Genomic DNA, 24,154 nt, shown 5'->3' with positions numbered 1-24,154 from the left:
ATGAGTTTATTGCTTCATTGCATCTCGGACGACAATCTGCCCACCCGGCTGCATGACGACCCCGCTGATGTTTTTGCGCGCGGCGTAAAGATCGTCCTGATAGAACAGCAGCACCTGCGGCGCTAATCCGCTGATCTGTTTCTGTGCCTGGAAGTAGAGATCCTTGCGTTGAGTATCGTCGAGCGTGGACGCGGCAGTATCGATCAGTTCATCGGTGTGCTTATCGCTGAAGAAGCCAAGATTGGCGCCACCTGGTGCAAAGCTGCTGGTGTGATACAGCGGACGCAATTGCAGGTCTGAGCCGTATAAACCGGAAGACCATGACGCCAGTACCGCATCGGTGCCCTGTGCGGCCTTCTCTTTGCCATCGGCAAAGGCCGCTTTGGTCCACACACCGCTTTCCATCTGGCGCACGGTGAGCTTCACGCCAATTTTGCTCCACATACCCTGCAGCACTTGCGCAGTACGCGCGTCCGGCGCCTGCACCGCAATCGACATCGGGAAGCCATCGGCGTAGCCCGCTGCCTTCAGCAGATCTTTGGCCTTTTGAACATCATAAGGATAATCGTGCAGATTCTTGTCGTAGTTAGGATCGACGGGTGCCAGCGCGGAATTGGCCGGTTGCGCATAGCCAAACATGATGGCTTTTACCAGCGCCTGTTGATCGGTGGCAAAGTTTAGCGCCTGCCGCACGCGAACATCGCTGAGCGCTTTGCTCTGCGTATTCAGATCGACCCAGAACACAGCCGCTCCCGGCGACCGTTTCAGATTAACGTTGGCATTGTTTTTTAACATACCAGCGAACTGCGGCGGCACCGGGTTAATAATATCTACCTGTCCCGATTGCAGCGCCATATTCATTACCGAAGGCTCGCTGCTCCACGTCCATTTTATTTCATCCGGCCCGGAGGATTTTCCCCAATAGTCACTGTTCTTTTGTTCAAGTACATATTCGCCAGATTTGTATTGCACCAGCTTATAGGGCCCAGTGCCGTCGGCTTTATTGTTAATGCTGCCCTCTTTATCCGCTTTTGGGCTCACCATTAAACCCGGTCCGGAGGCTAAAACGGTTAAAAAGGCCGGGTTGATTTTTTTAAGCTGGAACGTAACGGTAAGATCGTCTTTTTTCTTCACATCCTGAATAAAGGTACGAATTTTTCCGCTACCTGCCAGCCCACGTTGTGTATTTAAATGGCGCTGAAAGTTTTCGACTACCGCATCGGCATTAAACGGCGTGCCGTCATGGAATTTCACGTTGGGCCGCAGGGTGAAAGTCCAATTAAGACCGCTGTCGTCGGACGTCCAGGATAAGGCTAATGCCGGAATAATTTTTCCATCGTCTCCAATGCGCGTCAGGCCTTCATACATCGGATCAAGCACGGTACCGGTAAAGGTCGCGGTCTGGTTGCCCGGATCCATACTACGCGGCGGTTCGTTCTGCATGATCACCAGCTGGCTGGCGAAAACGGAGGCGCTGGCCATTGACGCTAATAAACAACCGGCCAGCGTCAGTACCTTGAAATGCTTATGTTTGCTTTCCATGAAGGCCCTCAATGAATCATTGAAACGAAGGGTGAATGAACATGTCGTTGTAGGGTGCGCATTTATGCGCGCCTGAATGCATTGGTTGCCATGAATGGCGTCCCTACGAAATCTTTACCACGGCGTTGCGCTATATAAGCCACGATCTCTAAACAAAAGCCAAGATGTCAGTTCATATAATTTACTTATAATTAGATCTGTATTCAGAAATTTAACTAAATCTCGTTGTATTTGTTTTCTGGCCTTATTATTGTCAGCGCATAAATGCTAACGCTGTGAGACCTCGAATGCTCAATGCCCATCAGCAACAAATTCTGCGTTTGCTTATTGCCTCACAGGGAATGAGCCGTACCCTGATTGCTGAACAGATGAAGTTGAGCAAAGCCGCTATTACAACGCAGGTTAAAGAGATGCTAAATGCCGGATTACTGGAGGAAAGTATTCCAGAATCAAACGGCCAGGGACGTCCATCGGTATTATTAAAAATGCGCGCCGACAGCGCCTATTTTCTCGGTGCTTCGCTGCTCGGCGAACGCGTAGTTTTAGTGTTAATCGATATGCATGGTCATACGCTGGCAGCCACCGAAATGGCGCTCCATCTCGCGCCCGCCCAGTTAGTGGCGGCGATAGCAGCGGCCATCCCAGCGCTGATTGCGCAGAAATCCATTTCACTGGATCAGGTCATTGGCCTTGGCGTCACGCTTTCCGGCTTTATTGATGAACATCAGGCAGTTTGTGTGCAATCGGCTCTGCTCGGTTGGAAAAATGTCCCGCTGGCTGAAATGCTGAAGCAGCAAACCGGCCTGGACGTCTCACTGGAGAACGATGCCAAAGCGCTGGCGGTGAGCGAGAAGATGTTTGGCGTGGCAAAAAAGGCGCGCAATTTCACCCTGATTTCCCATGGCGACGGCATCGGCTCAGCGCACTTCTTTCAGGGGCAATTGCACCGTGGCGCACACGGTGGCGCCGGAGAGATTGCCCATTGCACCATTGAACCCGGCGGTCGCCCCTGCCGCTGCGGCAAGCGAGGTTGCCTCGATACCCTCGCCTCGCTAACGGCAATCCGCGAAAGCACGCGCGATAAAGCGCTGGAGAGCGAATCGATTGGCGAGCTGGAGGCACTGGCGGTGAAAGGCAACAGCGCTGCGATTGCCATTCTGCACCAGGCCGGACATGCGCTGGGTTTATCGATCGCGAATATCATTCAGATGAACGATCCCGAATTGATTGTCATTGCGCATCAGCCCGATGCCTTTGATGGCCTACTCAAAACCGTGGTCATGCAGGCCATCGATAGCAATGTTTTGCCCGCAATGATGGGCAAAACACCCATTGCCAATATTGCCATCAACGAACAGAGCTGGGCCAGAGCCGCAGCCAGCGTGGCGGCATATCGTTTTATCATTCACTTACCCGACTAGCGGAGGCTGCTATGCGCATTGCTTTTGGTGGAATTCATACTGAGTGCAGTACTTACAATCCGGTGCTGAATTACGCCGATGACTTCCGCATCGTGCGTGGTGATGAACTGACGACCAATCCTTACTTTGCCTTTCTGCAGGATTATCCCGCTGAGTTCCTGCCCACATTCCACGCGCGGGCCATTGCCGGCGGCCCCGTCGCACGTATGACCTACGAGGATTTTAAGCAGGATTTTCTGACACGCCTTGCGGCTTACCTGCCGGTCGACGGTGTCTACCTGGCCATGCACGGCGCGGTCTACGTTGAAGGTATGGAAGACGCTGAAGGCGACTGGATCAGCGCCACCCGCGAGTTGGTGGGGCCTGATTGCCCTATTACGGTAAGTTACGATCTACACGGCAACGTCACGCAGCGCATCATCGATGCAATTGATATGTTCTCAACCTACCGCACCGCGCCGCACATTGATGTGGAAGAGACCATGCGCCGCTCGGTGACGATGCTGGTTAAAAGCCTGCAAACCGGCATAAAACCGGGCGTGGTATGGGCGCCGATCCCTGTCGTTTTGCCCGGTGAACGTACCAGCACTGAAGATGAACCGGCTAAAAGTTTGTATGCCCGCTTGCCTGCCATCAATGAGATAGAGGGAATCTGGGATGCTTCGCTGATGGTCGGCTACGTGTGGGCCGATGAACCGCGCGCGACGGCTGCGGCGATCGTGACGGGCACCGATGCCGATGTGCTGGCTGAGCAGGCTGCAAACCTGGCACTGGCCTACTGGCAGGCGCGCGATGAATTTCGCTTTGGCTGCGTCACCGGCAGCATTACAGAATGTGTCTCCATGGCTATCGCCAGCGAAACCGCACCGGTGATTTTGGCCGATTCTGGGGATAACCCCACCGGCGGCGGCGTAGGGGATCGTGCGGATGTGTTAGCCGAACTGATTCGTCAAAATGCGCAGGATGTCATCGTGGCCGGAATTACGGATAAACCGGCTACCGAAGCCGCATTTGCCGCTGGCGAGGGCGCTACGCTGCATCTCACCGTGGGCGCCTCACTCGATCCGGCGGGAGGTAAAGTGCAGGCCGAATTTGTGGTGAAGCATCTCAGCGACGACGCCCGCTCCCTGGCAAAACAAGCATTGCTGCAAACCGGCGGTATTACGCTGGTCGTGGCCGATCGGCGTCGTCCTTATCACAATCTGGCGGATTTTGCTCTGCTTGGCCTCGATCCGGCAGCAGCCAAAATCGTCGTGGTGAAATCAGGTTATCTGTCGCCGGAACTCGCGCCGCTGGCCAATCCCAATCTGATGGCGCTGTCGGAAGGCGTGGTCGATCAATATGTGGAACGTTTAGCTCGCAAGCGCAAATTGAAGCCTGCTTACCCCTTTGATACCGACTTTTCTTTCCTGCCGGTAAGCCGCCTGTCAGCGCGCTTTTTGGCGGCAAAATGAGCGAGCCAATAACCGTGGTTGAACCGGTTCTGCGTATTGAAAATCTGACGGTGGCTTTTCGTGGCGACGATGGGTGGCGCGAGGTTGTCAAAAACCTGTCGTTAACCGTCCATGCAGGTGAGACGCTCGCGATTGTTGGAGAATCAGGCTCGGGTAAAAGCGTCACCTCAATGGCGATTATGCGTTTGCTCAACCTGCGGCACGCGCGAGTCAGCGGCAAAGTGATGTTAAACGGCATCGATCTGCTGAAATTAAGCGAATCCGCCATGCGCGATATTCGCGGCAATGCGGTGGCAATGATTTTTCAGGAGCCGATGACCAGCCTCAATCCTTCCTTTACCATTGGCGATCAAATTGCAGAGGCGCTGATCAATCATCGCAAAATCAGTAAACGTGCCGCACGTGAGGAGACAATACGGCTATTGGAAAAAGTACGTATACCCAATGCCAGTAAACGCTTCAATGATTATCCCCACCATTTTTCCGGTGGAATGCGTCAACGTGTGATGATCGCCATGGCTCTGGCACTGCGGCCCAAACTGTTGATTGCCGACGAACCCACCACGGCGCTAGATGTGACGATTCAGGGGCAAATTCTTGATCTGATTAAGACATTGCAGGAAGAGGAAGGCACCGCAGTTTTGTTCATCACCCATGATATGGGCGTGGTGGCGGAAGTCGCCGATCGCACGTTAGTCATGTATCAAGGTGACGTTGTAGAAACCGGCACGACCACAGCGATTTTCGCCGCGCCTGCCGCCGATTATACGCGCACGCTCATTGCCACCGTGCCGCAGCTTGGTGCGATGCGCGGCAGTCGTGGGCCGCGCAAGTTCGCCTTAAACTCCGAAAAGGAACCCGATGAATCGGTAACCAGGTCTGCGCCGGTTAAGCCGCTGCTGTCGGTGAAGCAGCTCAGCACGCGCTTTACTATCCATGAAGGCGTGTTTAGCCGCAAAACCGGGGCGGTTCACGCGGTGGAAAATATCTCGTTTGATTTGATGCCGGGTGAAACCTTATCGCTGGTGGGTGAGTCTGGCTGTGGAAAATCAACCACCGGACGTTCGCTGACACGCCTGGTCACGCCCACGGCCGGTGAAATTGCCTTTGATGGGTACGATGTGCTGAATCTTTCTGCCAATGAGTTGCGTAATTTGCGTCGCGTCATGCAGATGATTTTTCAGGATCCGTTCGCCAGCCTCAATCCGCGTATGTCGGTGCAGGGAGCGCTAACCGAACCGTTTTTACAGCATCGGCTCGGGTCTAAAACCGAAGCGCGCGAGAAAGCTGCATCGCTGATGGAGCGAGTCGGCTTATCTGCCAGCATGTTAACGCGCTATCCGCACGAATTTTCCGGCGGCCAGCGTCAGCGCATCTGCATCGCGCGCGCGTTGATGCTCGACCCCAAAATGATTATTGCGGATGAATCCGTGTCCGCGCTGGATGTCACCGTAAAAGCGCAAATCATCAATCTGCTGCTGGATCTGCAGCAAAGTCTGGGCTTGTCGTACCTGTTTATTTCCCATGATATGGCAGTAGTCGAACGTATTAGCCATCGGGTGGCGGTGATGTTATTAGGGGAAATCGTCGAAATAGGCCCGCGGGCAGCCATCTTCGAAAACCCTCAGCATGAGTACACGCGCAAGCTGTTGTCTTCAGTGCCGATCCCCGATCCGACGCGGCGTCATTTGAAGCGGCAGGTGGAGATCGGTGAGTTAAAAAGCCCAGTGCGGGCAGTGGGATTTGTTCCTGAAACGCGTCGCTATCGTGAAGTCAGTGCCGGGCACTGGGTGATGGAATGAAGGTGATTGATATCCCAGCATTAGCATGTATATAGCCGCCCAATTTCAGGTATAGTTCTGTCTCTGTTTTTTTAGGTACAGACGGTGATGAAACAGCAGCGGCAGTGCGCAATTCTGGATATTATCGCTGGCCAGCACTCATTGGCCACCAACGACTTAGCCGCGATGCTAGACGTTAGCATCGAAACGGTACGACGCGATATTCGTGAACTGCACCAGCAGGGCAAAATCATTCGTCAGCATGGCAAGATTAAAGCCTTAGCGGATGATAACAGTGATAACGGACTCTCCTTCGTTGATCGTTTCCGCCGTCACGCCCGAAATAAGAAAGACGTGGTTTCACAAGTGCTATCGCAAATTAAGCCCAACATGTGTATTGCACTGGATGCCAGCAGCACCTGTTGGTATTTATCTAAGCAGCTCCCCAATATTCCGCTTACCGTCATTACAAATAGTTTTAGAATTTGTTGCGAACTCGAAAAGAAAGACCATGTTACCATTATCTCCACGGGCGGAACGTTGATCAGGAAGTATTCGAGCTTTTTTATGAGCAGCGATGCCCTGCCCGCGATTAAATCGAAGAAAATCGATCTGTTTATTTTTTCCTGCGACAGCATTGATAAGATGGGAAACATCTGGGATACCAATAATGGCAACGCTAAGTTTAAAAAATTCGCTTTCAACCTGGCTAGCAATAAGATTTTGCTCATCGATAAGAGCAAAATAGGTTCGCGTGGTGAGTTGAATCTCTTCAACCTCAGCCAGGTCACATCCGTTTTTTACAGTTAACCCCGATATAACGCTAACACCCAACTAATCCCCTCCCCATTATTTCACTTTTTATATGCAGTACTTCTACCTTCATAAATGCCCGTTTGATTAAGAAATTTATCAAAAGGGCAAAGAGAAATGTGAGCGCGCCCAGAAAAATTCGCGCATTGTACGCCGAATATATGATTGCCATCACAAGCTGATTTCAATCCTGTGTTGGTGCTCAATGCTGACATTTATAAAAATGAGGAAATTTACCTAAGGAGAAGAAGATGAGCAGAGCACAGATAAGTCAGGACATTATTAATACCTGTCTAAAGATGAGTGCTATGGGCCTGAATCAGGGAACCTCTGGGAATATCAGCGTGCGTTTTGAAAATGGTATGCTGATTACCCCGACCAGCGTGCCATATGAAGATCTGCGCCTGGACGATATCGTTTATGTCGATATGAACGGCGCGGCAGAACCCGGTAAAAATCCCTCTTCCGAGTGGCGCTTTCACCTGGATATCCTCAAGTCAAAACCGGAAGAAAATGTCGTGCTGCATAACCACGCCATTTCTGCCACGGCGGTTGCCGTGATGAATAAAGAAATCCCCGCCATTCACTACATGGTGGCAGCCGCCGGCGGCAATGTCATTCCCTGTGCGCCTTATGCCACCTATGGTACCCAGCAATTATCGGAATATGCGGTTAACGCCTTACAGGGTTATAAAGCCACGCTATTACAGCATCACGGTATGATCACCACGGCGAAGACGCTGGAAAAAGCGCTGTGGCTGGCACAGGAAGTCGAAGTATTGGCAAAACTGTATTTGACTATTTTACCCATTATGGATCCCGCCCCAATATTGTCCGATGCACAGATTGACGAGGTGTTGATCAAATTCCACGGCTATGGATTAAGCGATACGCATTAACTCTTTTTCAATCCAACTTAATATTAGGATGAATGATGAAATTAGCTGCTAAAATTGTCGCGGATAATTTATTCGTTACACAGCATGTCGCTACTGATTGGCAAGACGCAGTTCAGGTCGGTTGCGCATTACTCGAAGAGCAAGGTTACATCACCGCAGATTATTATCAGGGCATTTTAAATAGCGTGGCAGAGCATGGCCCTTACTTTGTAATTCTACCCGGTATTGCTATGCCACACGCCAGACCTGAGGCAGGTGCGATCAAAACCGGCTGTAGCCTGGTTATTCTCAAAGAACCGGTTGTCTTTGGTCATGAGGATCATGACCCGGTCAGCATTCTTTTCACCATGGCAGCTAAAAATACCGAAGAACTCAATGAAGGCATCCTCATGGAAATTATGATGCTGCTGGATGATGACCACCTTATTGAGCAATTGAAGCATGCTACAGATGGGGAACAGGTACGTGACCTACTTTCCTGATAATAACGTGGCTAAAGGAGAGAGCGATGAAATCAATTGAAATCGTGATCACGAACCCGACAGGACTGCATACCCGACCCGGCGCGAGTTTTGTCAAAGAAGCAAAACGTTTCCAATCAGAAATCCTGGTAAAAAAAGATGATAAAATTGCCAATGGAAAAAGCTTAATGAAACTCCTGCAGGTAGGGATTTCTTATCAGGATAAAATATCTATTAGCGCTGAGGGCCCTGATGAAGAGGCGGCACTTAGCGCACTGAGCACCTTTATTTCTTCATTAGAAGATTGAGTCGTCAACACCAGGGTCTTCGGTCGTCATAATCGGCGGCTTAACAATAAGCCAGGCATATCTTAGGGTGCGTAGTTATGCGCACCTGCACGATTAACCTTCACGCTTTATAATAATAGAGGTTGCAATATGGTTGCTCTTATAATGCGTTACATTGATAACTTTCTCTCTTATGGCGCAACCATCGTTGTGCCGATATTAATCTTGTTTGTGGCATTATTTTTCCGGGTAAAATTACTGGACGCCATCAAAAGCGCCATTGCCATCTCAGTGGGTTTTATTGGTATCAATCTGATGATTGGTTTTATGGTGACCAATCTGGGTGCGGCGACCAAATTGATGACCGAACGTTTTGATATCCATTTAACCGTGTTGGATACCGGATGGTCGGTCGGCGCGGCGATTTCTTATGCCACACCGCTGGTACTTTGGGTATTTGTACTGCACTTTTTGATTAATGGCATCATGCTTTGGCGTAACTGGACCAACGTGCTGAACGTTGATTTGTGGAATTACTGGCACTTCATCTTCACCGGCGCGCTGGTGTATTACTCAACCGGTTCAATCTTCTTAAGCATATTGGCTATAGCCATCAGTATTATCGTGGTGCTGAAATTAGCGGACTGGGGTGCACCGATTGTCGAGAAGTATTTCCAGATGCCTGGCGTCACTTTCGCCCATCTGGAAACCATCAACTGGCTGCCTGTGGGTTACGGTTTGAATAAGCTGTGGAGCATCATTCCGGGCATTAATAAAATTGGCGAACGGAGCAGCGATTCTGCTGACGTGGCTCTGCATCAAACGACAGCTAAATGTTTGGTATGCTGCCCTTCCGGGGTCGCCACATCTTCAATGATCATTAAAAAGGTACAAAAGCATTTCGATGACCTGAATATTCAGCTTGAGATTTCGCAATGCAAGCTGGCGGAAGTCGAACAGTACGCTCAATCAGTTAAGCCCGACTTTGTGATCCACTCAGCCGCTTTACCGCCGGGAACGCATCTGGATTGTCCGTCGTTTTTGGGCGTGAAAATTCTCGCCGGCGCTGCAGGCAACGAAATTTACGACCAGATTATGGAAACCGTCTTTCACGCGCATCAGCCGGATGACACATCCCGGAGCACGAATGATAATAGGATTGGTGTGCTCTATAAAATCATTGGCGACCCCGGAATTCTTGGCTTACTGATCGGATTAGGCATTGGCTTATTAGCCGGCTATGACATCAAAGGCACCTTAATTCTGATGACTCAGCTGGCAGCCGTGATGATTCTTTTGCCGATGATGACGCGAAAACTCATGGAAGGCTTATCGGCTATTTCGATTGGTGCTCAGAGCTATATGTCGAAGAAGTTCCCGGGACGAAAAGTCTATATTGGACTCGACGGCGCAATTGCGCTGGGCCATCCCAAAATACTTTCCGTGGGTATTTTAATGGTGCCGTTAACGCTGTTTATTGCTGCAATACTGCCTGGCAATAAGATTCTGCCCTTCGCTGATTTACCCGTTATCCCGATCTTCCTCACTTGGGTAATTATTCCCTGTGCCGGCAATTTGTTCCGCTCGCTGCTCTCATCCATTGTGGTGGTCTGCTGCATTCTTTGGATTGGTACAGCCATGGCACCGTTAATTACTCAGGTAGCACATAATATCGGCTTTAATATTCCACCCGGCGCCAGCGAGATTTCGTCGCTGGATCAGGGATCGCATGTTCTTTCGTTCTTGCTCTGGAAGTTCTTTAGCCTGTTCCATTAATCGTCATGATGCCAGGTGTGCAAGAGTGCGCACCTGGCTGGTCAGTAAAATCAGGCGCGCTTCTGCCGATGACTGATTCCCATGCGGCACGCGAGGTCAAAGGCATTGGCCATCGCCGTGGTTTTTGCCACGCCTTTGCCGACAATTTCATAGGCTGTGCCGTGTGCTGGCGTGGTCACTGGAATCGGCAACCCGCCCTGTACGGTAACGCCAATATCAAAGCCCATCATCTTGGTGGCGATTTGTCCCTGGTCGTGATACATCGAAACAATTCCATCAAACTGACCGTCTCTGGCGCGCAGGAAAATCGTGTCTGCCGGGAATGGACCTTCGGCGGGATAGCCCTGAGATGCAGCCAGTTCAATGCCTGGCGTGATGATTCTGCCCTCTTCATCACCGTAATTGCCGTTATCACCATTATGGGGATTTAAGCCACAGACCCCGATTTTTGGCTGCGCGACACCAGCGTCTTTTAGCGCCTGCGTCAGCATGCCAATTGCTCTGGCAACTTTTTCTGCAGTTAGCTGGCTCGAAACCGCCGACAACGGGATATGTGAGGTGACGCGCGCGGTCCAGAGCTTATCCAGAACGTTGAATTCACCGCAAACGCCTTGGTAATTGAGCTCATTTGCCAGCCAACGCATTTCATCCTCTTGCTGCATTCCGCCCAGGCGCATGGCGCCTTTGTTCAGAGGACCAAAGCACAGTGCATCGGACTGCCCAGATGCAACCATCTCAACGCCTATTTTCAGCGATTCGAGGATAAATACGCCGTTATCTTCACTCACTTGCGCTGGCGCAATGTGGCGGTGTAAGCCTGGCCACTGCGGAATTGATAGCCAATCAGTGGCGGTGGGTAATGCAACGCCTTTACTGCGAGCCGCCGCTTCAAGCGCGGGCATATTCGCGATCAACGTTACATTCGCTTTGCGTGCCGTTTGCGGATCCGCTAGCAGTGTGACAATAACCTCGGGACCAATGCCCGCGGCATCGCCTACAGCGAGCACAATATGGGGTTTATCGGTTTCGGCGAAGGTTTGACGCAAAGTTTCATTTGTCATGGCAAATTGCTCCTCAATTTTATAACGGGCAGAGGCAAGCCTCTGCCGAAGAATGTGGCATAGGGAATGACGGAATAAGCGCTAAAAGTTAGCCCAGCAGCGATTGTGTCTCTGCGGGTTTATGTTGTGAGATGTCCTCAACCGAGATGTCCGGACGGATCCATTGGGTAAAAATAATGCCAAGGATCAGGAAGCCAATCGCACCCGCAAAAGGCAGCGTCCAGCTTCCGGTCATATCGATCATCAGACCGAAAATAATCGGGGAAATAATGGTCGCCATTGCGGCACCGAAGTTGAGCATGCCACTGGCAGTTCCTGCCGTTTTTGGCGCAACGTCCATCGGAACGGCCCATATCGGCCCAATGGTTAACTCCAGGAAGAAAAATGCAGCACTCAGGCACAGCGCGATGGTGATGACGTTATGACTGATCAGCACCGGGATAAAGAAAATGAGCCCGCCCAGTAAACTGATGGTGATCACGCCCTGACGGGCCAGCGCCAGACGACCGGTGCGCTTCAAGATGAAGTCGCTGATCACGCCGCCGGTTAAATCGCCCAGCACACCGGCAAAGAACACCCCGGATGAATAGAGCGCTGAGCTTTTGATATCGAGATTTAGCGACTGCATAAAGAAGATCGGCATCCAGCTGAAAAACAGCGTATTAGACCAAACCATGCAGAAGTAAACCGCGATCGTCGCGCGCATGCGACGCAGGATGGTCCACCATGAGTGTGGCAGCGAGTCACCTCCCTCCTGAACGTTTTCCCGGCGCGGCAGCAAGGCTAATTCCGCGTCTGAAACACCGGGGTGCTCTTCGGGTGTCTCTTTGAAGTAGACCAGCCACACCACCAGCCACAACGCTGACAGAATGCCCACAGCGATGAAAGCCGCGCGCCATGAATGCCATGCAATCAAAATGGCCACCAGCGGAGGCGCTACAGCGTTACCAAGGCGCGAGAACGAGTGAGTCAGCCCTTGAGCCATACCTCGTTTAGGTTTTGGTACCCAGTTGGTAATCGCTCTTGCCTGCGCCGGAAGCGCAGCACCCTCGCCAATACCCAGCAAAAGGCGTGCTAAGCACAATGAAACCAGCCCACCGATCAGGCCGGTGCATACGGTCGCTACGGCCCAGATGATACCGCAGACGATAATGGTGCGACGTGCGCCGAAGCGATCCGCCACCCAGCCACCGACCAGTTGAAAAATAGCGTAGGTGTAGCCAAATGCTGAAAAAGCGATACCGAGTTCAGTGTTCGTTAGCCCCAGTTCCGCTTTAAGCGGTCCTGCAGCGGCGGCCAGGTTAACGCGATCCAGATAAAGGATAAATGACATGGCACAGAAGATAATCAGCATATTTCTGCTGATGTGGGACTGAGTTTTCAAAATTGCCTCCTGCTTTTATGTAATTGGGGCAGTCGTTGTAGGGTATGTCGCCCTGTCAACTATGCTGCAATCAATTACGCGGAAGCTATTAACAATTTGGATATACAGCGTTAACAATATGTCAATGCGTGGCTTCGCTGACGTGACTCAGTAGCGTAAGAATACTCTCCGTCGCCATTGACAGAGCTTCATGCGCCTGATGGCACAACACAAACTGACGCTCAGCCAGTGGATCGTGCAGCGATAAATGCGCAAATTCAGAAGTGGAGATAATTTGACGAGCCACGCTTTCAGGCATGAGTCCAATGCCAATCCCGCAGGAAATCATCGCTGCCATGCTATCGAAGCTGCCAACGCGAATGCGCATCTTCAGCGGCTTATCCAGCCGGCGCGCCAATTGGGTAAGCATAATCGAGATGGAAGCGCCTTCGGTCAGCCCAATCAGATCATGCTGCAACAGTTCGTTCGCCGTTAACAACTGTTTGCTGGCAACCCACTCGGCCAGCGGATGGTCAATTGGCGTGACGACGCAAAGACGATCGTGGCGATACGGGATCAGCGGCAGCGAAGCATGGCTGACGGACTGCTCATAGATGCCAATATCCGCCACGCCCCGCTGCACTGCCTGAATCACGCTTTCACTATTCATCTCATGCAGATCAATATGAATATTGGGATAGAGCTGATGGCTTCTGCGCAGATCGTCGGTGAGAAATTGCAATACTGCCGAGGTGCAGGCAGCAATGCGCACCACACCGCGATTGCCTTGCAGAAAGGCTTGCATGTCATCCTGCATCCGTTCGGCGGCGTGCAAAATAGAGCGTGCATGCGCTAAAATCGCGCGTCCTGCATCGTTCAACGCCATGCCATGCGGCAAGCGGACAAACAGCGGCATACCGAGTTGCTCTTCCAGCTCGCGAATGCGTCGCGAGGCGGCGGCAGGCACCAGATGCAGCTGTGCGGCGGCGTGTGTGATACCGCCGAGCTCCGCCGTGGCAACAAACACTCTTAACGTCACCAAATCAAAGCGTATGCCTGGGGCTATCCGATAGGCGTTACGCTCTTCGGACGCATGCGAAGCCAGATTTTTGCCCATAGTCTTAGCCCTGATAGTCAATGTCTGAAAGGAAGGTTATGCCGGCGCCGACTTCGTGCGCGGTCGTTGTTCTGGCGGCATGCTCATGTTGCTGACGCCAGCTCGTGACTTTAACACTGACGCGAAAAGTGACGGCCGGCGCATGTTAATAAATGTGATTTGGATGCCATATAATCGGAAAAATGTTAATTTTTAACACAGCGAACGCTGATAAGCGGAAACACTCCCCTGTTAAAGTCAATGAATGTGACAGGTTCACATAATCGCGAGCCACTAAAAAAACTTTTTTATTAATTTCAATGGATTAAAAATATTATGAGCGACAGAAAATTCATTATCCCCGCTGCAATGCAAGCTCTCTCAGCGCGCACAGGCTATGTCCCTGGCGTACTGGTGGGTAACACACTTTATTGTGCCGGACAGGTTGGCCGCACCCCCGAGCTTGAGATTATCACCGATCCGGAACAGCAGTTTATTGCCTGCTGGCGCAATCTGGAATTAGTGTTGAACGAAGCGGGTTGTGATTTTGATGATGTGGTTGAAATGACCACTTATCATATTGATATGGCCAAGCATATGGCGGTTTTTCGCCATGTGAAGGACAAGATCTTTCCGCGCGGTCGGAGCGCGTGGACTTGTATTGGCGTAGCAAGTTTGGCGCATCCCGGGCTGCTGGTTGAAATAAAGTGTATTGCCATACGACGTCCGTAAAAAATAACCGCTGCTTTAATATCAATCTATTCAAGGATGAATAGCGTCATAACTCCCCTTATCCGTTAGTTTCGGCTTTTCCTAAACTCTCTATCTCGGTCGACAATTTCTGCACCTACCGTCAATAACTTTCACTAAAGATTCATTCTCAGTTTGCGCGCTGAAACGTTTCACATCTCATTTCCACATTGAGGAGATTGAACTCAAGTCGGTAGATGAATACAACTTAGCTTGTATACAAGGTACTTGAATACCCTCGCTCTCATGTTCAGGAAAAATCATGCAAACCACAGACTCAGATCTCGAAAAAAGGGTTATACGCAAGCTTTCCTGGCGGTTGATACCGCTGCTGATTGCTTGTTACGTCATTGCCGTCGTTGACCGGGCGAATATAGGGGTTGCTGCATTAACCATGAATGCGGATATCGGCTTAAGCGCTGCAAGTTTTGGGCTGGCGGCAGGGTTGTTTTTTGTCCCTTACGCCCTGCTTGAACTGCCCTCGAACCTGATGCTAGAGAAAGTCGGAGCCCGCTGGTGGATAGCCCGAATAATGGTGACGTGGGGGATCATTTCCGGCGCGCATATATTCGTATGGAACGAAAATAGCCTGTATGTGATGCGTGCGCTACTTGGCGCAGCCGAAGCAGGTTTCTTTCCGGGTATCGTGTTTTATCTTACGCTGTGGTTCCCGGCAGCCTGGCGCGGACGCATTATCGCCTCTTTCATGACGGGTATTCCAATTGCGCTGATTATCGGGACACCGGTTTCCAGCCTGTTACTGGAATTACACGGGTGGATGGGACTAAGCGGTTGGCAGGTGATGTTCCTGATCGAAGCCATTCCGGCCATTTTGTTGGGAATGATCGTCCCTTTTGCACTACCTGATAAACCCAAAGATGCCAGATTCCTGGCACCCGACGAGCAACGTTGGCTAATGACAACGTTAGCGGCAGAACAAAAGAAACTGCCTTCACGCGGACACGGTGGATTGCTCAAGGCGCTTTTCAGCCCGCTGGTGCTGTTATTCAGCCTCACCTACTACGGTCTGGCGAACCTTAACGGCGCAGTAAGTACCTTTCTGCCGTTAATCATTAGCGAAACGGGGTTGAGCCACATACAAACCGGTTTTGTCACCATCATTCCCTATATTTTTGGCCTGATCGGCATGCTGGTTTTAGGGCGCGTTGCCGACCGTCCTGGTTCACGTCTGCTGGCCAATTACATTGCCCTGATCATCTCTTGTCTTGGATTGGTCTGCGTCGCCTGGTTTGATAACTCGCTGATCAGAATGCTATTCCTCTGCTGCTCAGCATTTGGCTTTTTCGGCGCAATGCCCGTCTTCTGGGGACTGCCCGGACAATTTCTTCCGGTTTCCGTTGTAGCGGGCAGCATTGCGTTGATCAACGCACTCGGCAGCCTCGCCAGCGTCGTTAATCCATGGGTTATCGGCATCATTCGCGATCGCAGCGGCAGTTATAACGGCGGATTTTATTGGCTGGCGGCGATGGCCCTGCTCTCCATTATTACCCTGAGCATCATTTTCCGCCGCCAGCAATCATCAGCAATTCCTAATAGCAATGAACAACATGAGGCTCAGTAAGATGAAAATTGTCGATGTCCGATTACTGCAGGTAGAAGGCGTTTTACCTGGCAAGGAGGACTTTTGGGAAGAACGTCTGGCGCGTCCAACGGATGTGTATTCCCAATATCGCGTCGTGGACAATCATGATGGTGGCGTACAGCTTAAAAACGGTTTTGCTATCTCCACCGTGTTTTTAGAGATTATCTCTGACGAAGGCGTTGAAGGATTGGCGGGGCCGATACCCCATGCCGTTGCGTCGATAGTGCATGGCCAATTGCGTCCGCTACTGCTTGGTCAGGATCCGCGTGACAGTGAACGCCTGTGGGACCAGATGCATCGGGCACTGATTCATGGTCGCCAGGGTGACGCCATGCTGGCAATTAGCGCGGTGGACTGCGCACTGTGGGATCTTCGCGGCAAGTGGATGCAGCAGCCGGTTTATCGTCTACTCGGCGGCTCAATTCGCGAGGAGATCCCGGCATATGCTTCAATGCTCGGTTTTGCCGTACAGGACATGGGGCGAGTACGCGAACGCGCTCTGCAATTCAAAGCGTTAGGTTATCGTGGGCAAAAGTGGTTTTTCCGCCACGGCCCAATGAGCGGTAGAGAAGGCCTAAAGAAAAATATTGAGCTGGTTAAGACACTGCGTGAGACGCTGGGCGACGATTACGATCTGATGTTTGACTGCTGGCAGTCAATGGATGTGACTTACGTCATCGAGTTGGCGAAGGCCATTGAGCCATATCGCCCACGTTGGCTGGAAGAGTGTGTTATGCCGGACAGAATCGGCAGTATGCGCCGTCTAAAAGATAAGCTGACGATTCCGCTGGCCGGTGCCGAGCATGAATATACCCGCTGGGGCTTCAAACGCTTTTTTGAGGCTGATGTTCTGGATGTGATTCAGCCAGACATTTACTGGTGCGGCGGCCTGTCTGAAACCTTAAAAATCGCGGCAGCTGCGACCATGTACGATCTACAAGTTATTCCACATGGTCACTCCACCATTGCGACTGCGCATTTCACCACAACGCAATCGCCTATCCACACGCCCTATCAAGAGTACTTGGTGAAGTGGAACGATATTCACCAGTATTTCCTTAGCGATCCGGTTGTACCTGAGGATGGCCTGATCCAGGTCCCTCAAATGCCGGGGATGGGAATGGCCCTGAATCCCGCGCATATACAGCATCAGCAATACTTGTTCACCTCCTGATCATCCTGTCTAACCGCCGCCCCCCTCATCCTTTCTAGGGGGGTGTATCTTGTATACTACATCTTGCATACGGGGTAAGATCATGTAACTATTTACGCAATAAAAGGTTAGTTGCATTAAGGAATTACGCCCACTTATGTCCTCTGAAAAGCTCATTATTGACTGGTCATCTAAAAAGATAATTCGCCCTCAATCATTGGGTAATATTCTGGCCGATCATATTCGTGACTTAATCGTTAATTGCCAAATCGAACCGGGCTCATTAATTTCAGAAAATGACATCGCTGCTCAGCTTAATGTTAGCCGTACGCCGGTGCGGGCTGCCCTGCAAAAACTGGAAATGGAACGGCTGGTGCAAATAATTCCACAGCGTGGAACCTTTGTATTTGAATTTAACGAACAGGAAATGCGTGAAACCTGTGAAATGCGGCAAATTCTTGAAGCTGGCGCTTTACAGCTTGCACTACGCCACGATCGTCAGGCGTTGATCACGCTTCTCAGGATACATCTGCAACATGGCCGCGAAGCCTTACAAAATGCGCCTGAGACTTACCGTGAAATGGATGCGGCGTTCCATATGGCAATGATTGAATCCAGCCGTAATAAAGAGTTAATTAACTCTTACAAAACCAGCATTAACCGCATTCGCACTTTCCTGAACCATCTCACTAAAACCCCGGAAGAGTTTCAAAGTTCGCAGGATGATCATGAAGCTATTGTCGAGTTGCTGGATCAACAGCAAGACGAACAGGCCATGGAAAAACTAGAATGGCACCTTGGCGGCCTACAACGTCGATATCAGGAAAAAAATCCGGGCAGAATTCCTGCCATACCCAGCGAATAAATAAGGTCGCCATGATTTGCTCCTGCAAACTCTGGCGAATCTGGCGTCTGGATTAATACGGGCAACTTTTTATCGACTTAGCCTATTATCAGTCTCCATGAATGCTGATCCTACGTTGATATAGCGGGTTTTTCGTAGAGTGCACATTCATACGCACTGGTATAAAGAGGCATTTTTCTGCTTAAGTGAACGGCATTAAATTAGTTCTGCTTTGGGATTCGACTATGACAACCTTTCATCAGCTTTCCGCCGTTCGTCTGGATGGCGAACATGTCTCCATGGCCGACTACGCCGGTAAGGTGGTTCTGGTGGTGAACACCGCCAGCCATTGTGGCTTCACACCGCAATACACTGGCCTTGAAGCGCTTTACAAGAAGTACGCCGTCGAGGGTCTGGTGGTGCTTGGTTTCCCCTGCAACCAATTTGGTAAGCAGGAGCCCGGAGGCCCCGACGAAATCGCGCAAACGTGTCGCATCAACTACGGTGTGAGCTTCCCGATATTTGAGAAAGTGGAAGTTAACGGAACCGCCACGCATCCGGTATTTCGTTATCTGAAAAACCAACTGCCCGGTGTGCTGGGTGGGCGAATCATGTGGAACTTCACTAAATTCCTGATTGGACGCGACGGCAAGCCGCTTAAACGTTTTGCGCCATTTAATCCCCCCGAGAAAATGGAAGCGACGATCCTTGCTGCACTGGAAATCTAATTTCTACTTTTAGATTTAATCCACCACCAGTAATACAGCCTGGTTACCTGCTCACGTGACCCTGTTCACAGTTTGTGCAATTAAAATCCGCGGCCTTAATCTTCCCGCAAAGGGACGCCTGGCCAGCCTGCATATGTAACAATATTGTTTATTAATTGATGCCACTTGGTTAACAAAAGCATTGTAAATTCGATTATTACATCACTCTCATGCCTTAATAATCGCGTTATTAACATTAAATTAACACATTAAATCATAGAATTTAACACATTCGGGTGCTGATCACATTTTGTTCACATTTGCGCGAAAAGCGGTATCCCCTTCAGTTAATCTCTGATCGCGGATTTAATAACTATCGTCTGTTCCCCCTAACTGAACATCATAAGAAAGGTACCATAATGAAATTTAACCTCGCATTGGTCAGTGCATGTGTGGTTTCAGCATGCATGTTATTTACAACACCGTCATTCGCCGCCAAACCTTACGATATCGCCGTCGTCGCTAAAGTCACCGGTATTCCCTGGTTCACCCGCATGGAAGTTGGCGTCAAAGAAGCCGCGCAGAAACTGGATGTCAACGCTTATCAGGTCGGTGCCGCCACTCCGGACCCGGCCCAGCAGGTCAAGGTAATTGAAGATTTGATTGCCAAAAAAGTTAACGCAATCATCGTGGTGCCAAACGATGCCAAGGTACTGGAACCGGTGCTTAAAAAAGCCCGCGACCAAGGCATCGTCGTATTAACGCATGAATCACCGGATCAGCAAATTGGGCAATGGGATGTCGAAACCATTGATAGCCAGAAATATGCTCAAGCCAACATGGACGAGTTGGCAAAAGATATGGGCGGCAAAGGGGGTTACGCCATTTACGTCGGCTCGCTGACCGTGCCACTGCATAATGCCTGGGCAGATGCCGCAATTAAATATCAGAAAGAAAAATACCCGGATATGCATGAAGTGACTTCACGCCTGCCGGTGGCAGAAAACATTGATAAGTCCTATTCCACCACGCTGGATTTAATGAAAACCTATCCTGATTTGAAAGGAATAATCGGTTTCGGTTCGCTCGGCCCGATAGGTGCCGGTCAGGCTGTCCAGCAGAAGCGTGCGAAAAATAAAATCGCGGTGGTTGGCATCGCCATGCCCGGCCAGGCTGCGCCCTACCTGATGCGCGGTGATATTAAGAAAGCACTGCTATGGGATCCGAAAGATGCCGGTTTCGCCTTAGTCACGATTGCCGATCAGTTGTTGCAGGGTAAAGAAGTCACCAAAGACCTGAGCATCGAGGGACTGGGTAAAGCCGATGTAGATATGGATAAGAAAGTGATCCGCTTTAATAAAATTCTTGAAGTGACACCAGAGAATGCGAAATCGCTTGGGTTCTAACCCGATCTTTTAATTCTTTTATTTTACGGAGCAATATTCGCTCCAGCGCCACACCAGGCAAATAGAAACAAATACGGCGTTGTGCGCTGTGCCGTATTTGAATTCTACTCTGACATCGAAAACGTATACCTTCAATCATTCGAGTTGGGGCAAGGTTGCAAATGAGTAAACCCGGCAGAGCTTACCTATGTTAGCGTTTCGGGTGAACGAGTACAGCCAACGCCTCCGCTGGAACCCGGTCGGGTATGTTTAAGGATCTGTGATGAATACTCTCAACACGTCCCCTGCCCCTGCTGAGGCCTTTATCAGCCTCGAGAAAATCAGTAAAAGGTTTCCCGGCGTATTAGCATTAGACAATCTCAGCCTGACACTCAATAAAGGCGAAGTGCATTGTCTTGCCGGTCAAAATGGCTGCGGCAAAAGTACGATTATTAAAGTGATTTCCGGCGTCTATCAGCCGGAAAAAGGCGCGGCCATTACTCTGGACGGAAAACTATTTCATACTCTCACGCCGCAGCTGTCGTCTTATTATGGCATTCAGGTTATTTATCAGGATCTGTCTTTATTCCCAAATTTGTCGGTGGCCGAAAATATTGCCATTCACCGTTATTTGCCGGGCGGTGATTTTTGGGTGCATCGCGCGGCCATGCGCAAAAAAGCCGTGGCGGCGATGCAACGCGTCGGCGTTGCTTTGGATCCGGATCGTAAAGTCGAAAAGTTGTCGATCGCCGACCGCCAGTTAGTGGCAATATGCCGCGCTATCGCCGCTGACGCCAGTTTGGTGATTATGGATGAACCCACCGCGTCACTGACCCGCACAGAAGTAAACGGCCTGCTGCGCGTGGTGAATGAGCTGAAAGCCGCCGGGATCTGCGTGGTGTTTGTCAGCCATCGTCTGGATGAAGTGATGGAAGTGGCCGACCGCATCAGCGTGATGCGCGACGGCAAACTGGTTGGCACCTATCCGGCCAGCGAACTCGATAGCAATGAACTGGCCTTCCTGATGACCGGCCAGCGTTTTACCTACAGTCACCTGCCCCATCGTGCCTCTGCCGACGTAACGCCGCTGCTGGAAGTGAGCCATCTGAGCCGCAAAGGGCAATATCACAATATCTCGCTATCGCTGCGCCAGGGCGAAATCACCTCGATTGTCGGCCTGCTTGGCTCGGGGCGTACGGAACTCTGTCTGAGCCTGTTCGGCATGAGCCAGCCGGACAGCGGAGAGATCCGCATCAACGGCCAGGCGGTGCAATTCCACTCGAACCGCGACGCCATCCGCCACGGTATAGCCTATGTGTCAGAAGACCGTCTGACGCAGGGGCTCATCATGGAGCAATCCATCTATGACAACACGCTGGTATCAATTTTCGACAAGCTGCACACCGGCACAGGATTGATGGATCACCCTAAAGCTGCGTCGGTAGTGAAAGATCTCATCCGCGATCTGAATATTAAAGTCTCAGACAGCCGCTTACCCGTGAAGACCCTTTCTGGCGGAAATGCGCAACGTATTGCCATTGCCAAATGGGTGGCAACGCGGCCACATATCCTGATCCTCGATTCACCAACCGTGGGCGTGGATATTGCCAATAAAGAAGGGATTTACCGCATTGCGCGCGATTTAGCGGAGTCCGGCATGGCGGTGCTGATGATTTGCGATGAAATCCCGGAGGCTTATTACAACAGTCACCGCGTGCTGGTGATGCGCAAAGGCGAACTGGTGGCGGAATTCGCGCCGCATCAGAGCAGCGAAGCGCAGATTGCGGAGGTAATCAATGGATAACAAGGCGCTCTCGAAGCTGTTTTCTCAGCATGAATTCTGGTTGGGATTACTGGTGCTGCTGCTGGTGATAGGCCTGAGCGTCAGCACCAGCGAGTTTATGACGCTGGGTAACCTGACTGACGTCGCCACCAGCTACGCCATTTTGGGTATTCTGGCCTGCGGCCTGTTTGTGGTGCTGATCGCCGGCGGCATCGACATTTCATTTCCGGCCGTCACCTCCATTGGTCAGTACGTGATGGCAAGTTACATCATTCACCACGGCGGCAGCTTTCCGCTGGCATTTGCCCTGGCGATGGGAAGCGGTTTGCTGCTTGGGCTGGTCAACGGTTTTCTGGTGTACTGGCTGCGCGTTCCGGCCATCATTATCACGATTGCCACGCTCAACCTGTTCTATGGTTTGCTGGTGTATATCACCAACGGCACCTGGTTGTACGGTTTTCCCGACTGGTTTATGAACGGCATCAACTGGTTCTCCTTTACCGCTGCCGACGGTTACGACTATGGCCTGACGCTGCCACTGCTCAGCCTGCTGGGCGTGATTATCGCAACCGGTGTGCTGATGAACCGCACACGCGTGGGTCGCCAGATTTATGCCATGGGCAGTAATCGTGACGCGGCTTCTCGTCTTGGTCTGAATATCCTGCGGCTGCACTTTTACGTCTACGGTTTTATGGGATTGCTGGCGGGCATTGCTGCCGTGGTTCAGGCGCAAATTACGCAGTCGGTCGCGCCTAACTCCCTGCTCGGTTATGAGCTGACGGTGTTGGCAGCGGTGGTGTTAGGCGGCACCAGCATGACCGGCGGACGCGGCTCGCTGACAGGCACCATTCTGGGTGTGATGCTGCTGGCCTTCCTGCAAAACGGCATGACCTTGCTGAGCATTTCATCTTACTGGCATCAGGTTTTCAGCGGCGTGATCATTCTGGTCAGCATTAGCAGCACCGCGTGGAATGAAAAGCGCAAACTCGCAAAGGGGATGTGACATGACAACCTTAAACCGATTCTTACCCGGCGATCACATTATCCGTTTGCAGTTGCTGATCATCGTCGCCGTTGCCGTGCTGTTCTCATTTACGTTGGGCGGCAGTTTTTACAGCATTGGCAATTTCCAGTCGATTGCCTCGCAGTTACCGATTCTGGGTATGCTGGCGCTGGGGATGGGTATCACCATGTTGACCGGCGGTATCAATCTTTCGGTCATTGCCGGTGCCAACGCCTGTTCGCTGGTGATGGCGGCCATTCTGGTGGCGCACCCAAACCAGCCTGGCTATTTCGCGCTGGCGATGTTCGCCGGCCTGCTGGTGGCAGTGGTCATTGGTGTGCTCAATGGCGCGCTGATCGCCTATATCGGTGTGTCGCCGATTCTGGCGACGCTCGGGACCATGACGCTGATTGCTGGGCTGAATATTCTGCTCACTAACGGCGCCGTGATTTCCGGCTTCCCGTCGGCGATTCAGTACCTCAGCAACGGCAGCCTGCTGGGCATTCCTGTTGCCCTGCTGTTATTCATGCTGGTGGCGCTGCTGTTGTGGGTCTTACTTGAACACACCACGCTCGGGCGCAGCCTGTATCTGATGGGTTCAAACGAACAGGCCACGCGATTCAGCGGTGTTAATACACATAAAGTCACCCTCGCAGTGTACGTGCTTTCCGCTCTGCTTGGCTGGGGCGCGGCACTGCTAATGATGTCCAAATTTAACTCGGCTAAAGCAGGCTACGGCGATGCCTATTTGCTGGTGACCATTCTGGCCTCGGTACTCGGCGGAATTAATCCCGACGGCGGTTTCGGACGGGTCATCGGGTTAGTGCTGGCGCTGATCGTTCTGCAAATGCTGGAGAGCGGCCTCAACCTCATGGGCGTCAGCAGTTACCTGACCATGGCCCTGTGGGGCTGCGTCCTGATCCTGTTTATCGCTCTGCAAAACAGAAAATCCTAAGCGAACGTTTTTTACGA

The 24,154-nt window shown here is 51.3% G+C and carries 21 protein-coding genes; 17 read left to right on the top strand and 4 right to left on the bottom strand.

The features are described 5' to 3' along the window. Positions 1–6 precede the first annotated feature (6 nt). Complete coding sequence (locus AAGR08_RS20160; RefSeq protein WP_345830512.1) at positions 7–1,542, bottom strand: ABC transporter substrate-binding protein; 1,536 nt, start codon at positions 1,540–1,542, stop codon at positions 7–9. Between the two features lie 287 nt (positions 1,543–1,829). On the opposite strand from AAGR08_RS20160, the gene AAGR08_RS20155 reads away from it, so the two are divergent. From AAGR08_RS20155 to AAGR08_RS20120, 8 genes are all read left to right on the top strand, one after another. After that, positions 1,830–2,963: an ROK family transcriptional regulator gene (locus tag AAGR08_RS20155; RefSeq protein ID WP_097098067.1), complete on the top strand. Its 1,134-nt coding sequence runs from the start codon at positions 1,830–1,832 to the stop codon at positions 2,961–2,963. A gap of 11 nt (positions 2,964–2,974) precedes the next feature. Then, complete coding sequence (locus tag AAGR08_RS20150) at positions 2,975–4,417, top strand: M81 family metallopeptidase (RefSeq protein WP_345830511.1); 1,443 nt, start codon at positions 2,975–2,977, stop codon at positions 4,415–4,417. After that, a complete protein-coding gene (locus AAGR08_RS20145) occupies positions 4,414–6,219 on the top strand; it encodes an ABC transporter ATP-binding protein (protein WP_345830509.1) in 1,806 nt (601 codons plus the stop codon). The genes AAGR08_RS20150 and AAGR08_RS20145 overlap by 4 nt, the downstream gene beginning before the upstream one ends. Positions 6,220–6,306: 87 nt before the next feature. Beyond that, complete coding sequence (locus tag AAGR08_RS20140; RefSeq protein WP_345830838.1) at positions 6,307–7,008, top strand: DeoR family transcriptional regulator; 702 nt, start codon at positions 6,307–6,309, stop codon at positions 7,006–7,008. Positions 7,009–7,262: 254 nt separating this feature from the next. Further along, positions 7,263–7,910 carry an L-fuculose-phosphate aldolase gene (locus AAGR08_RS20135; protein ID WP_345830508.1) on the top strand — a complete coding sequence of 216 codons (648 nt, stop codon included), beginning with the start codon at positions 7,263–7,265 and terminating at the stop codon, positions 7,908–7,910. 35 nt (positions 7,911–7,945) lie between these two features. Next, positions 7,946–8,392 (top strand): PTS sugar transporter subunit IIA, encoded by a 447-nt coding sequence (locus AAGR08_RS20130; protein ID WP_345830507.1) that lies wholly within the window; start codon positions 7,946–7,948, stop codon positions 8,390–8,392. Between the two features lie 26 nt (positions 8,393–8,418). Further along, positions 8,419–8,679 carry an HPr family phosphocarrier protein gene (locus tag AAGR08_RS20125; RefSeq protein ID WP_345830506.1) on the top strand — a complete coding sequence of 87 codons (261 nt, stop codon included), beginning with the start codon at positions 8,419–8,421 and terminating at the stop codon, positions 8,677–8,679. A 144-nt stretch (positions 8,680–8,823) separates the two neighbouring features. Next, positions 8,824–10,434, top strand: coding sequence for a PTS transporter subunit IIC (locus AAGR08_RS20120; RefSeq protein ID WP_345830504.1), 1,611 nt, complete (start codon positions 8,824–8,826; stop codon positions 10,432–10,434). Positions 10,435–10,484: 50 nt separating this feature from the next. On the opposite strand, the gene AAGR08_RS20115 is transcribed toward AAGR08_RS20120, so the two are convergent. The 3 genes from AAGR08_RS20115 to AAGR08_RS20105 form a co-directional block, all read right to left on the bottom strand. Continuing rightward, on the bottom strand, positions 10,485–11,495 hold the full coding sequence (locus AAGR08_RS20115) for a 4-hydroxythreonine-4-phosphate dehydrogenase PdxA (RefSeq protein WP_345830502.1): 1,011 nt from the start codon (positions 11,493–11,495) through the stop codon (positions 10,485–10,487). Between the two features lie 88 nt (positions 11,496–11,583). Further along, positions 11,584–12,879, bottom strand: a complete 1,296-nt coding sequence (locus AAGR08_RS20110; protein ID WP_320204524.1) for an MFS transporter — start codon at positions 12,877–12,879, stop codon at positions 11,584–11,586. Positions 12,880–13,000: 121 nt separating this feature from the next. Continuing rightward, a complete protein-coding gene (locus AAGR08_RS20105) occupies positions 13,001–13,975 on the bottom strand; it encodes a LysR family transcriptional regulator (protein ID WP_345830499.1) in 975 nt (324 codons plus the stop codon). 315 nt (positions 13,976–14,290) lie between these two features. On the opposite strand from AAGR08_RS20105, the gene AAGR08_RS20100 reads away from it, so the two are divergent. The 9 genes from AAGR08_RS20100 to AAGR08_RS20060 all read left to right on the top strand — a co-directional run bounded on the left by AAGR08_RS20100 (position 14,291) and on the right by AAGR08_RS20060 (position 24,137). Beyond that, positions 14,291–14,686, top strand: coding sequence for a RidA family protein (locus tag AAGR08_RS20100; RefSeq protein WP_345830498.1), 396 nt, complete (start codon positions 14,291–14,293; stop codon positions 14,684–14,686). 280 nt (positions 14,687–14,966) lie between these two features. Continuing rightward, positions 14,967–16,286, top strand: coding sequence for an MFS transporter (locus AAGR08_RS20095; protein WP_345830497.1), 1,320 nt, complete (start codon positions 14,967–14,969; stop codon positions 16,284–16,286). A gap of 1 nt (position 16,287) precedes the next feature. Continuing rightward, positions 16,288–17,481 (top strand): enolase C-terminal domain-like protein, encoded by a 1,194-nt coding sequence (locus AAGR08_RS20090; protein ID WP_345830496.1) that lies wholly within the window; start codon positions 16,288–16,290, stop codon positions 17,479–17,481. Positions 17,482–17,617: 136 nt separating this feature from the next. Continuing rightward, entirely contained in the window at positions 17,618–18,325 is a 708-nt protein-coding gene (locus AAGR08_RS20085; RefSeq protein WP_345830495.1) for a GntR family transcriptional regulator, read from the top strand. A 224-nt stretch (positions 18,326–18,549) separates the two neighbouring features. After that, a complete protein-coding gene (locus AAGR08_RS20080; RefSeq protein ID WP_345830494.1) occupies positions 18,550–19,032 on the top strand; it encodes a glutathione peroxidase in 483 nt (160 codons plus the stop codon). Positions 19,033–19,430: 398 nt separating this feature from the next. Further along, a complete protein-coding gene (locus tag AAGR08_RS20075) occupies positions 19,431–20,417 on the top strand; it encodes an autoinducer 2 ABC transporter substrate-binding protein (RefSeq protein WP_345830492.1) in 987 nt (328 codons plus the stop codon). Between the two features lie 262 nt (positions 20,418–20,679). Continuing rightward, positions 20,680–22,200, top strand: coding sequence for a sugar ABC transporter ATP-binding protein (locus AAGR08_RS20070; protein ID WP_345830490.1), 1,521 nt, complete (start codon positions 20,680–20,682; stop codon positions 22,198–22,200). Continuing rightward, positions 22,193–23,182, top strand: coding sequence for an ABC transporter permease (locus AAGR08_RS20065; protein WP_345830488.1), 990 nt, complete (start codon positions 22,193–22,195; stop codon positions 23,180–23,182). The genes AAGR08_RS20070 and AAGR08_RS20065 overlap by 8 nt, the downstream gene beginning before the upstream one ends. A gap of 1 nt (position 23,183) precedes the next feature. After that, the gene (locus tag AAGR08_RS20060; protein ID WP_345830487.1) at positions 23,184–24,137 is read left to right on the top strand and encodes an ABC transporter permease; all 954 of its coding nucleotides are present in this window, start codon (positions 23,184–23,186) and stop codon (positions 24,135–24,137) included. Positions 24,138–24,154 lie beyond the last annotated feature (17 nt).

This window comes from Pantoea sp. BRR-3P (assembly GCF_039621635.1).
GTDB lineage: Bacteria > Pseudomonadota > Gammaproteobacteria > Enterobacterales > Enterobacteriaceae > Pantoea > Pantoea floridensis.
This window is presented reverse-complemented; position numbering and strand designations above follow the sequence as displayed.

Coding starts and splice junctions, on each gene's coding strand:
- AAGR08_RS20160 (WP_345830512.1), bottom strand. CDS start 1,542: ATGGAAAGCAAACATAAGCATTTCAAGGTACTGACGCTGGCCGGTTGT.
- AAGR08_RS20155 (WP_097098067.1), top strand. CDS start 1,830: ATGCTCAATGCCCATCAGCAACAAATTCTGCGTTTGCTTATTGCCTCA.
- AAGR08_RS20150 (WP_345830511.1), top strand. CDS start 2,975: ATGCGCATTGCTTTTGGTGGAATTCATACTGAGTGCAGTACTTACAAT.
- AAGR08_RS20145 (WP_345830509.1), top strand. CDS start 4,414: ATGAGCGAGCCAATAACCGTGGTTGAACCGGTTCTGCGTATTGAAAAT.
- AAGR08_RS20140 (WP_345830838.1), top strand. CDS start 6,307: ATGAAACAGCAGCGGCAGTGCGCAATTCTGGATATTATCGCTGGCCAG.
- AAGR08_RS20135 (WP_345830508.1), top strand. CDS start 7,263: ATGAGCAGAGCACAGATAAGTCAGGACATTATTAATACCTGTCTAAAG.
- AAGR08_RS20130 (WP_345830507.1), top strand. CDS start 7,946: ATGAAATTAGCTGCTAAAATTGTCGCGGATAATTTATTCGTTACACAG.
- AAGR08_RS20125 (WP_345830506.1), top strand. CDS start 8,419: ATGAAATCAATTGAAATCGTGATCACGAACCCGACAGGACTGCATACC.
- AAGR08_RS20120 (WP_345830504.1), top strand. CDS start 8,824: ATGCGTTACATTGATAACTTTCTCTCTTATGGCGCAACCATCGTTGTG.
- AAGR08_RS20115 (WP_345830502.1), bottom strand. CDS start 11,495: ATGACAAATGAAACTTTGCGTCAAACCTTCGCCGAAACCGATAAACCC.
- AAGR08_RS20105 (WP_345830499.1), bottom strand. CDS start 13,975: ATGGGCAAAAATCTGGCTTCGCATGCGTCCGAAGAGCGTAACGCCTAT.
- AAGR08_RS20100 (WP_345830498.1), top strand. CDS start 14,291: ATGAGCGACAGAAAATTCATTATCCCCGCTGCAATGCAAGCTCTCTCA.
- AAGR08_RS20095 (WP_345830497.1), top strand. CDS start 14,967: ATGCAAACCACAGACTCAGATCTCGAAAAAAGGGTTATACGCAAGCTT.
- AAGR08_RS20090 (WP_345830496.1), top strand. CDS start 16,288: ATGAAAATTGTCGATGTCCGATTACTGCAGGTAGAAGGCGTTTTACCT.
- AAGR08_RS20085 (WP_345830495.1), top strand. CDS start 17,618: ATGTCCTCTGAAAAGCTCATTATTGACTGGTCATCTAAAAAGATAATT.
- AAGR08_RS20080 (WP_345830494.1), top strand. CDS start 18,550: ATGACAACCTTTCATCAGCTTTCCGCCGTTCGTCTGGATGGCGAACAT.
- AAGR08_RS20075 (WP_345830492.1), top strand. CDS start 19,431: ATGAAATTTAACCTCGCATTGGTCAGTGCATGTGTGGTTTCAGCATGC.
- AAGR08_RS20070 (WP_345830490.1), top strand. CDS start 20,680: ATGAATACTCTCAACACGTCCCCTGCCCCTGCTGAGGCCTTTATCAGC.
- AAGR08_RS20065 (WP_345830488.1), top strand. CDS start 22,193: ATGGATAACAAGGCGCTCTCGAAGCTGTTTTCTCAGCATGAATTCTGG.
- AAGR08_RS20060 (WP_345830487.1), top strand. CDS start 23,184: ATGACAACCTTAAACCGATTCTTACCCGGCGATCACATTATCCGTTTG.